Source organism: Methylibium sp. (assembly GCF_013817365.1).
Taxonomy (GTDB): Bacteria; Pseudomonadota; Gammaproteobacteria; order Burkholderiales; family Burkholderiaceae_C; genus Methylibium.
In genome coordinates, this window is sequence record NZ_JACDCU010000117.1 from 1 (window position 1) to 9,599 (window position 9,599).

Genomic DNA, 9,599 nt, shown 5'->3' on the forward strand with positions numbered 1-9,599 from the left:
CGCCTTCAAAGGCGCGATGCTGCGGTTTTGGTCCCGTGCATCGCGCGCCTCGAGATCGTCGCGAAGGGCTGAAAGATTAGCAGAAATTCCTTTTGAAATCAACTGCTTATGGCGTCTTTCCGCGCGCGTTGCGGCACTCGCGGTAAGAAAGACCTTGAGCGCGGCGTCAGGGAAAACGATCGAGCCCATGTCGCGGCCATCGGCTACGAGGCCCGGCAGGCGGCGAAAGCTCAACTGCAGCTCAAGCAGCGCCTCGCGCACGGCGGGCAGCGCCGCGACCTGCGAGGCGAGGCTGCCGACCGCTTCGGCGCGCAGCGCGTCGGTCACGTCCTCGCCGCCGAGCAGTGCGCGCAGCTGGGCGAAGCGCAGCGGCAGGTAGCGCGCCAAGGCCGCAACGCGGCGCTCGTCATTGGCATCGATGTCCGCGCGCAAAGCAGCCAGCGCGGTAGCTCGGTAGAGCGCGCCCGAGTCGAGATGGTGGTAGCCGAGCCGGATCGCCAGCTCGCTGCCGAGCGTGCCCTTGCCGGAGGCCGTCGGCCCGTCGACGGTGAGGACCGGGATCGTGTCGCGGTCTGCTCGGGCGATGGAGAAGAGGGCGTCGAAATAGTCGGGGAAGGTTTTTGCGACGCAGCGCGGATCGAGCACGCGAACCGGCACGCCGCGGCGCTTGGCATCGGGGACCGCTCCACTTGTGCGCTGGTCATCAACCGCCGACACGCCGGCAGATTTCGACGCACCGCCGGCCAGCAGATTGAACGCCGCGATCGACGCGCACATGGCCATGCGGTGGTCGTCGTAGGTGTGGATCGACGCGGCGCGCCAGTGCGCAGGCGGGTCGACTTCAATGAAGTCCGCCCCTTCGACAACGCGGGCGCCGAACTTGCGCAGTTCGGTCGCCATCGCGGCGATGCGGTCGGTTTCCTTGACTCGCCAGCTCGCGATGTTGGTGAGTCGCGTCGTGCCATCGGCATAGAGCGCCATCATGGCCAGCGTCATTGCTGCATCGGGAATGTGGTTGCAGTCGAGCGTGATGGCCTTCAGCGGCCAAGCTCCGCGCCGGACCTGCAGCGCGTTGGCTTCCTCGACGATGTCGGCCCCCATCGCGCGCGCCGCCTCGACGAAGCGGATGTCGCCCTGGATGGAGGTGGTTCCCACGCCCTCGATGCGCAGCGGGGCGTCGACTGCGGCAATCGCGCCAGCGGCGATGAAGTAGGAAGCCGACGAAGCGTCGCCCTCGACATGGATATCGCCCGGCGAGCGATAGACGCTTGCAGCCGGGATGGCGAAGCGCTGCCAGCCCTCGCGCCGAACAGGAACACCGAAGCGCTCCAGCAGCGCCAGCGTGATCTCGATGTAGGGCTTGGAGATCAGCTCGCCCTCCACCTCGATGACCAGTTCATGTTCCCCTGCAACCAGGGGCAAGGCCATCAGCAGGGCGGTGAGGAATTGGCTGGAAACGTCGCCGCGCACGCGGATCGGCGTGTCGAGCGCGAGCTTCGCCGGCCCCTCCAGGCGCAACGGCGGAAAACCCGGCTGGTCCAGGCAGGTGATGTTGCAGCCCCGGCGGCGCAGCGCATCGACAAGGTCGCCGATCGGGCGCTCGTGCATGCGCGCCACGCCGGTCAGCTCAAAGCGTCCGCCTTGCGTTGCCGCCAGCAGCGCGAGCGCCGCCGCAAGCGGGCGCATTGCGGTGCCGGCGTTGCCGAGAAAGAGTTGCGCCTCGTGCACCGACAGCCGGCCGGCGATGCCGGTGATGCACAGGGCGTCACCGTCGGCTTCGACGGCGCAACCGAGCGCGCGCAAGGCGTCGATCATCACGCGCGTGTCGTCGGAGTCGAGCAGGTCGTGGATGCGCGTGCGGCCGGCGCTCAGGCCCGCCAGCAACAGCACACGGTTCGAGATGCTCTTGGAGCCCGGCAAACGGACAGTGCCGCTGACGCCGATCAAAGGCGGCAAATCGAGAAACGCGGGCGCCATGGCGCGGCTGACATCGGACATCGGAAAATTCTCGGCGAACGGTCGCGCCTTCAGCGCGTGCCGCCCGGCTTGGGGTTGCTCATCTGCCAGCCGGCGCGCATGTCGGAAGCGCTGCGGATCAGGTCTTCGAGCGCCTCGTGGTTGCCGAGCTTCATCACGTGCTCGAGCGCGTCGAGCGTGTGGCGGAAGCGCTGCGACTGCTTGAGGATCTCTTCGCGGTTGCTGATCAGCACGTCGCGCCACATCACCGGGTCGCCCGCGGCGATGCGGGTGAAGTCGCGAAAGCCAGGACCGGCCAGAGACAGGAAGTCGCGTCCCGCTGGCTGCTTGGCCACCGATGAGAAATAGGCGAAGGCCAGCAGATGCGGCAGGTGGCTCACGGCGGCAAACGCGGCGTCGTGGTTTTCGGCGCTCATCTTTAGCACCTGGCAGCCGATCGCCGCCCAGACATCGGTGGCCTTTTGCAGCAGCACGGGATCGGTCTGCACCAGCGGCGTGAGGATCACCTGGCGGCCTGCATAGAGCTGCGCGTCGGCATGTTCGATGCCGGCGACCTCTTTGCCGGCAATCGGGTGGGCCGGCACGAAGCAGCCGACCTTGTCCTTGAGCACCCGACGCGCCGCATCGACGACGTCGCGCTTGGTACTGCCCACGTCCATGAAAAGGACATCCGGCTCGATCAGGTGGCGCACGGCCTTGAGGGTGGCCTCGGTCGCAGCGACGGGGACCGCCAGCAGCACCAGGTCGGAGCCGGAGACAGCCAGCAGCGCCGATTCAGCGGCGGTGTCGATCACGCCCAATTTCTTCGCGCGCTCGGTGGTCGAAGGCGACTTGCTGTAGCCGACCACCCGTTTGACCAGCCCTGCGCGCTTGAGCGCCAGCGCGAACGAGCCTCCCATCAGGCCGCAGCCGATCACCCCGAGTTGATTGAACATGGGCAGCAGCGCTCGCGATCTCAGTGAACGTCCAGCGGGTAGGTTCCCAACAGCTTGAAGAAGGAGCAGGCCGCGCGCAGTTCGCCCAGCGCAGCAGCCAGGGCCGGCTGCTCCGGGTGGCCCTGCAGGTCGATGTAGAAGTAGTACTCCCACTGGTCGGCGCTGCGCGCCGGGCGCGACTCGAAGCGCGTCATCGACACGCCGTGTTCCTTCAGCGGCACCAGCATGTCGTGCACCGCCCCCGGCCGGTTGGTGACCGAGACGACCAGGCTGGTGCAGTCGTGACCCGAGTACCGCGGCTGCGGATTGCGTTCGGGGTGGCTGACGATGACGAAGCGGGTGCGGTTGTGCGGGTCGTCCTGGATCGCCGGCGCGACGATATGCAACCCGTACTCGCTGGCGGCTCGCTCGCTCGCCACGGCGGACAGTGTCGAATCCAGCGCCGCCAGCCGCGCGCCTTCGGCGTTGCTCGCCACCGGCCGGCGTTCCACGTCGGGCAGGTGATAGCTGAGCCACCCATGGCACTGAGCGAGCGCCTGCGGATGTGCGCACACGGCCTTGATGCCGGAGACGGCGTTGTCCCGGCGCAGCAGGTTGTGGCGAACGAACAAGCTGGTCTCGCCCACGATGAAGAGCGGCGTCGTCAGGAACAGGTCGAGCGAGCGCGCCACCACGCCTTCCGTGGAATTCTCGACCGGCACCACGCCGAAGTCCGCAGCGCCGGCGGTGGTGCTTCGGAATACCTCGTCGATGCTGGCGCAGGGCACCTGCACGATCGAGGAGCCGAAATAGCCCAGTGCCGCGAGTTCGCTGAAGGTGCCGGCGGGGCCGAGGTAGGCCACGCGGGTCGGCGTTTCCAGCGCCCGGCATGCCGACATGATCTCGCGCCAGATCGGCGCCACGCTGTCTGTGTGCAAGGGCCCGCCATTGCAGACCTTGAGGCAATCGATCACCTGCGCCTCGCGTTCGGGCCGGAACACCACCGAGCCCTCTCGCTTCTTGATGCCGCCGACCTGCAGCGCCAACGCGGCGCGGCGGTTCAACAGGGCCAGCAGCTCCCGATCCACCGAATCGATCCGCTCGCGCAGTCCGGCGAAAGCCGGATCAGCGGGAGCGGTGGGCAGCGCGTCGTCGGAATCAGGCATGGCGTGCCGCAAATTCTCGCATGTAGCCCACCAGAACCTGCACGCCTTTGAGCGGCATCGCGTTGTACAGCGACGCTCGCAAACCGCCCACGCTTTTGTGTCCTTTGAGCTGCAGCAGGCCTTGCGTCTCGGCGCCAGCCAGGAAAACCGGATCGAGCGAGCTGTCGGGCAGGAAGAAGGGCACGTTCATGCGCGAACGCGAAGCGGGCTCGACGCGATTAACGTAGAAACCGGAGCTGTCGATGGCGTCGTAAAGCAGCGCGGCCTTCTCAATGTTGCGCCGCTCCAGCTCGGCCACGCCACCCTGCTCAGCCATCCACTCGAAGACAAGGCCGGCAACGTAGATGGCCCACGTCGGAGGCGTGTTGTACATCGAGTCGTGCGCCGCAACCACCGAGTAATTGAAAGCAGCCGGGCAGACGCGCAGCGCGTGGCCGAGCAGATCTTCACGCACGAAAACCAGGGTCAACCCGGCAGGGCCGATATTCTTTTGTGCGCCGCCGTAAGCCAGTCCGACTCTCGACCAGTCGATCGGTCGCGAGGCCAAGTGCGAGGAGCAGTCGATCACCAGCGGCGCATCGCAGCCCAAAGCGCGCAAGTCGGGCAACTCGTCAAACTCGATGCCGTTGATCGTCTCGTTGCTGCACACGTGCACGTAGCTCGCTCCTGCACTGAGCCGCCAGCCGGCCGGATCGGGCAGCCGCGTATGGTTCCCTTCACCCGGTTGCACGTTGCTGGCGACGACGCGCGCCTCACCGTAGCGCAGCGCCTCCTGATGCGTTTTCAGCGACCACTGGCCGGTGACGACATGGTCGGTCACGCCGCCGCGCGACAGGTTGAGCGGCACGATCGAGTTCTCGGCGATCGCGCCGCCCTGCATGAAAAGAATCTTGAAGTGGGCGGGAACGGCGAGCAGCGCTCGCAGCCGGTGCTCGGCGCTAGCGAAGATCTCGCCGAACTCGCGGCCACGGTGGCTCATCTCCATGACGCCGATGCCGCTGGATCGGCCATTGGCGCCGCGCCAGTCCAGCATGTCGGCCGCGGCGCGTTCGAGCACCGCGGGAGGCAAGGTGGCCGGTCCGGCCGAAAAGTTGTAGGGTCGCTCGGCCATCACCTCGCCGGAGCACTGCCCGCGCTACCGGCGCCGGCGGGTGGCTGCACGTTCAGGCGTTGCGCCATCGACTGCTCCAAGGCGCGCAGCTTCGGCTCGATGCTGCCGCGCGAGTCCGCGACGAGTTTGTCGGAGAGGGCACGCTGCATTTCAACTCCAAGCAACTGAAACTTGCGGTTGACCGGCGACTCGAGGAGGCCGACCAGTTGGACGAGCTCGGCTTCGCTGAAGTTCGCCTCGAGAACCGGGCCGATCGTCGTCGGCGCGAGTTCGACCGCGCGTTTCGCCAGGATGGGCACGGCCTCCGCGGCGTACTTTTTCGCATCGGCTTGGATTTCCTTGGCGACCGCCTCGCGCTTGTCCGCCGGCAGGTTGCTTTGAATGACCAGTGCGGCGCGCTGCATCATCTGAGCCGCGGGCTGTTCTGCCAACACGCGTGCCGCACCTTCGATGCCGGGGCGTTGCAGCTGCAACACCTTCGCGACCAGTTCTTTCTTGGCCTTGCTCGCAGCAGGAGCAGAAGAGGGCGCCGCAGCAGGAGCCTGCGCGAGTGCAGGGCAGGCCAGAGCAACTGACGCGGCCAGCAAGATCGTCTTGAGCATCATTGAATCTCCTCGCCGGGCTCGCCGGTCGTCATGTCGGTTTCGGTATCGGCCGCGTCGTTCTCGACGATGCGCTGCAGTCCGCTGAGCTGCGAATCGGCGTCCAGGGCGATCAGGGTGACGCCCTGGGTGGCGCGGCCGAGTTCGCGGATCTCGCTGACCCGGGTACGCACCAGCACACCGCGGTCGGTAATCAGCATGATCTCGTCGGCCGGCCGCACCAGCGTGGCTGCAACGACCTTGCCGTTGCGCTCGGTCTGCTGGATCGCGATCATGCCTTTGGTGCCGCGGCCATGCCGTGTGTACTCTGTAATTGAGGTCCGCTTGCCGTAGCCGTTTTCCGTCGCTGTGAGCACACTCTGGCTTTCGTCTTCGGCGACCAGCATCGCGATGACGTTCTGGCCTTCCTCCATCATCATGCCGCGCACGCCGCGCGCGTTGCGGCCCATCGGGCGGACATCGTTCTCGTTGAAACGCACCGCCTTGCCGCCGTCGGAGAACAGCATCACGTCGTGACCCCCGTCGGTCAGTGCGGCACCGATCAGGTGGTCGCCCGGATCGAGGTCGACGGCGATGATGCCGGCCTTGCGCGGGTTGTTGAACTCGTCCAACGCAGTCTTCTTCACCGTGCCGAGCGCCGTGCCCATGAAGATGAAGTGATCGGCCGGAAAGCTGCGGAATTCGCCGGTCAGCGGCAGTACGACGGTGATTTTTTCACCGGCCTGCAGCGGAAACATGTTGACGATGGGCTTGCCGCGCGCATTGCGTGAGCCCTGCGGCACTTCCCACACCTTGAGCCAGTAGACCCGGCCGCGGTCGCTGAAGCACAGCATCCAATCGTGCGTGTTGGCGATGAAGAGCTGGTCGATCCAGTCGTCTTCCTTGGTCTGCGTGGCCTGCTTGCCACGGCCGCCCCGGCGCTGAGCGCGGTACTCCGCGAGCGGTTGGCTTTTTACGTAGCCGGTATGGCTGAGCGTCACGACCATGTCGGTCGGCGTGATCAGGTCCTCGGTACCGAGTTCCTGCACGTTGTGTTCGATGCGGCTGCGCCGTGCACCCAGCTTGGTTTGGCCGAACTCCTGCTTCAGCGCACTCAATTCTTCGCCGATGATGACGGTCACACGCTCCGGTTTGGAAAGGATGTCCAGCAGGTCGGCGATCTGCGCCATCACCTCCTTGTACTCGCCGATGATCTTGTCCTGCTCGAGGCCTGTCAGGCGCTGCAGGCGCATCTGCAGGATCTCGCCGGCCTGGTCGTCCGACAGGCGGTACAGACCGTCGGGCTGCATGCCGTAGCTCGCGGGCAGACCATCGGGCCTGTAGGCTTCCCGACCGCCGGGGGTATCGACCTCGGCCCGCGAGAGCATCTCCCGCACCAACGACGATTCCCAGTTGTGCGCCATCAGCCCTTGCCTCGCCAGCGGCGGCGTCGGCGACTTCTTGATGATCTCGATGAAGCGGTCGATGTTGGCCAGCGCCACCGCCAAGCCTTCGAGCACGTGGCCGCGCTCCCGCGCCTTGCGCAACTCGAACACCGTGCGCCGGGTCACCACTTCGCGCCGGTGCTCGAGGAAAATCGCGACCAATTCACGCAGATTGCACAGCTTGGGCTGCCCGTCGATCAGCGCGACCATGTTGACGCCGAAGCTGTCTTGCAGCTGGGTCTGCTTGTACAGGTTGTTGAGCACTACCTCGGGCACTTCGCCGCGCTTCAATTCAATGACGACGCGCATGCCTGACTTGTCGGATTCGTCCTGGATATGGCTGATGCCTTCGAGCTTCTTCTCGTGGACGAGTTCGGCCATGCGCTCGAGCAGCGTCTTCTTGTTCACCTGGTAGGGAATTTCATCGACGATGATGGCTTGGCGCTGGCCGCGATCGATGTCTTCGAAGTGGCATTTCGCGCGCATCACCACCTTGCCGCGCCCGGTGCGATAACCCTCGCGCACGCCGACCAGACCGTAGACGATGCCAGCGGTGGGAAAGTCCGGCGCCGGAATGATTTCCATCAACTCCTCGATGGAAGCGTCGGGGTTTCTCAACAGGTGCAAGCAGGCGTCAACCACCTCGTTCAGGTTGTGCGGCGGAATATTGGTCGCCATGCCGACCGCGATACCCGAGGATCCGTTGACCAGCAAATTGGGCAGCCGCGTCGGCAGCACGAGCGGCTCTTTCTCCGAGCCGTCGTAGTTCGGCCCGAAATCCACCGTGCCCTTGTCCAGATCGGCCAACATTTCGTGGGCAATCTTCGCCAGACGGATTTCGGTGTAGCGCATCGCGGCGGCGTTGTCGCCGTCGACCGATCCGAAATTGCCTTGTCCGTCGACCAACATGTGACGCAGTGAAAAATCCTGCGCCATCCGGACGATGGTGTCGTAGACCGCTGTATCGCCGTGCGGATGGTATTTACCGATCACGTCACCCACGATGCGAGCGCTTTTCTTGTAGGCGCGGTTCCAGTCGTTGTTCAGCTCGTGCATTGCAAACAGCACGCGCCGGTGTACCGGCTTGAGACCGTCGCGCGCATCGGGGAGCGCACGGCCGACGATCACGCTCATCGCGTAGTCGAGGTAGGAGCGCCGCATCTCCTCTTCTAGGCTGATCGGCAGGGTTTCCTTGGCGAATTGGCTCATGCGTGGGGCACTGGTCGGCGGTAAGGTTCCGCAGACGACGCAGCGCGCAGGCACGCGCGCTGCTGTAATGGGCGGGGAAGGCGTGATTCTATGTGTGCGGAGCTGTCGCCCTAGCGCAACAACCGTTCGCAGCCTCACACAGGCTGCAGGCAAAGACTTGCCCCTTAGATGCCGTATGGCACAATGATTTGTCAGTTCTAAAGCGTGCAGAAGCCGGTAATAACCGGCATCCGTTCGTTATTTGTTTATGGACACGTGCAGCTGTTGCTGCGGCCCATCCTGAGAGGAGAATCATGAATAAATTGAACAAGGTGGCGGTGCTCTTCGCCGTCGCTGCCCTCGCCGGTTGTGCGTCCACGGCGCCTGGCGGCTCGACTTCCGGCACCAGCGACAACTGGAAAAACGTCGACGGCAATGTTTGGAAGAACGGCACCAATGAGCTGTGCTGGCGCGACAATTCCTGGTCGCCGGCAACTGCCGACCAGCGTTGTGATGGTGCACCGCCGCCGCCTGCGCCGCCGCCCGCTCCGGTTGCGGCGCCTGCCCCGGCTCCTGTCGCGCCGCCACCGCCGGCTCCCGCACCGATCATCGTTGTTCCGGCTCCGGTGAGTGAAAAAGTGACCTTTGCCGCCGACACTTTCTTCGACTTCGACAAAGCCGTTCTTAAGCCGGCCGGTCGCGAGAAGATTGATGATCTGGTCGGCAAGATGAGCGGCATGAACCTCGAGGTGATCATCGCCGTGGGTCACACGGACTCCATCGGCTCCGATGCCTATAACCAGCGTCTGTCGTTGCGCCGCGCCAATGCGGTCAAGGCCTACATCCAGTCGAAGGGCGTTGAGCAGAATCGGATCTACGTTGAAGGCAAGGGTGAGAAACAGCCTGTGGCCGACAACAAGACCGCCGAAGGTCGAGCCAAGAATCGTCGCGTTGAAATCGAAGTGGTCGGTACGCGCACTCGATAAGCAGCAAGCGCTGTGTCGACCAACCCCGCTGCGGCGGGGTTTTCTTTTTTATGAACGGTGAAGGCTGCCATCAACGTTGAAAACGTACCTCGCTGTTCGTTGCCGGTAACATCGTCGGCATGACCAATGCCGATCCCCAGGAGCTTGCCAAATTTAGTGACCTCGCCCACCGCTGGTGGGACCTGGAGAGCGAGTTCCGACCGCTGCATGAGATCAATCCGCTGCGGCTCA

Annotated in this window: 7 protein-coding genes and 1 pseudogene; 2 read left to right on the forward strand and 6 right to left on the reverse strand. The window is 64.9% G+C overall.

Going from position 1 to position 9,599, the window contains the following annotated elements; translation table 11 throughout:
* The 6 genes from aroA to gyrA all read right to left on the reverse strand — a co-directional run.
* Window positions 1-1,998, reverse strand: a 1,998-nt coding sequence (gene aroA, locus H0W38_RS09290; protein ID WP_292453107.1) for a 3-phosphoshikimate 1-carboxyvinyltransferase, incomplete at its 3' end; no start/stop codon positions are given.
* A 29-nt stretch (window positions 1,999-2,027) separates the two neighbouring features.
* The gene (locus tag H0W38_RS09295) at window positions 2,028-2,912 is read right to left on the reverse strand and encodes a prephenate dehydrogenase/arogenate dehydrogenase family protein (RefSeq protein WP_292453109.1); all 885 of its coding nucleotides are present in this window, start codon (window positions 2,910-2,912) and stop codon (window positions 2,028-2,030) included.
* A gap of 20 nt (window positions 2,913-2,932) precedes the next feature.
* Window positions 2,933-4,057, reverse strand: a complete 1,125-nt coding sequence (gene pheA, locus H0W38_RS09300) for a prephenate dehydratase (protein WP_292453112.1) — start codon at window positions 4,055-4,057, stop codon at window positions 2,933-2,935.
* The gene (gene serC / locus H0W38_RS09305) at window positions 4,050-5,168 is read right to left on the reverse strand and encodes a 3-phosphoserine/phosphohydroxythreonine transaminase (protein ID WP_292453115.1); all 1,119 of its coding nucleotides are present in this window, start codon (window positions 5,166-5,168) and stop codon (window positions 4,050-4,052) included. Before serC ends, pheA begins: the two co-directional genes overlap by 8 nt.
* Window positions 5,168-5,770, reverse strand: coding sequence for a hypothetical protein (locus tag H0W38_RS09310; protein WP_292453118.1), 603 nt, complete (start codon window positions 5,768-5,770; stop codon window positions 5,168-5,170). The genes serC and H0W38_RS09310 overlap by 1 nt, the downstream gene beginning before the upstream one ends.
* Window positions 5,770-8,403 carry a DNA gyrase subunit A gene (gene gyrA, locus H0W38_RS09315; RefSeq protein ID WP_292453120.1) on the reverse strand — a complete coding sequence of 878 codons (2,634 nt, stop codon included), beginning with the start codon at window positions 8,401-8,403 and terminating at the stop codon, window positions 5,770-5,772. Before gyrA ends, H0W38_RS09310 begins: the two co-directional genes overlap by 1 nt.
* 293 nt (window positions 8,404-8,696) lie before the next feature.
* Between gyrA and ompA the strand changes: the two genes are divergently transcribed.
* Both ompA and H0W38_RS09325 read left to right on the forward strand, forming a co-directional pair.
* Window positions 8,697-9,368, forward strand: coding sequence for an outer membrane protein OmpA (gene ompA / locus H0W38_RS09320; RefSeq protein WP_292453122.1), 672 nt, complete (start codon window positions 8,697-8,699; stop codon window positions 9,366-9,368).
* A gap of 119 nt (window positions 9,369-9,487) precedes the next feature.
* A pseudogene (locus H0W38_RS09325) lies at window positions 9,488-9,599 on the forward strand (bifunctional 3-demethylubiquinol 3-O-methyltransferase/2-polyprenyl-6-hydroxyphenol methylase); the annotation flags it as partial.

What these genes read in the sequence shown, in the direction of transcription:
- H0W38_RS09295 (WP_292453109.1), bottom strand. Translation starts at nt 2,912, where the DNA reads ATGTTCAATCAACTCGGGGTGATCGGCTGCGGCCTGATGGGAGGCTCG.
- pheA (WP_292453112.1), bottom strand. Translation starts at nt 4,057, where the DNA reads ATGCCTGATTCCGACGACGCGCTGCCCACCGCTCCCGCTGATCCGGCT.
- serC (WP_292453115.1), bottom strand. Translation starts at nt 5,168, where the DNA reads ATGGCCGAGCGACCCTACAACTTTTCGGCCGGACCGGCCACCTTGCCT.
- H0W38_RS09310 (WP_292453118.1), bottom strand. Translation starts at nt 5,770, where the DNA reads ATGCTCAAGACGATCTTGCTGGCCGCGTCAGTTGCTCTGGCCTGCCCT.
- gyrA (WP_292453120.1), bottom strand. Translation starts at nt 8,403, where the DNA reads ATGAGCCAATTCGCCAAGGAAACCCTGCCGATCAGCCTAGAAGAGGAG.
- ompA (WP_292453122.1), top strand. Translation starts at nt 8,697, where the DNA reads ATGAATAAATTGAACAAGGTGGCGGTGCTCTTCGCCGTCGCTGCCCTC.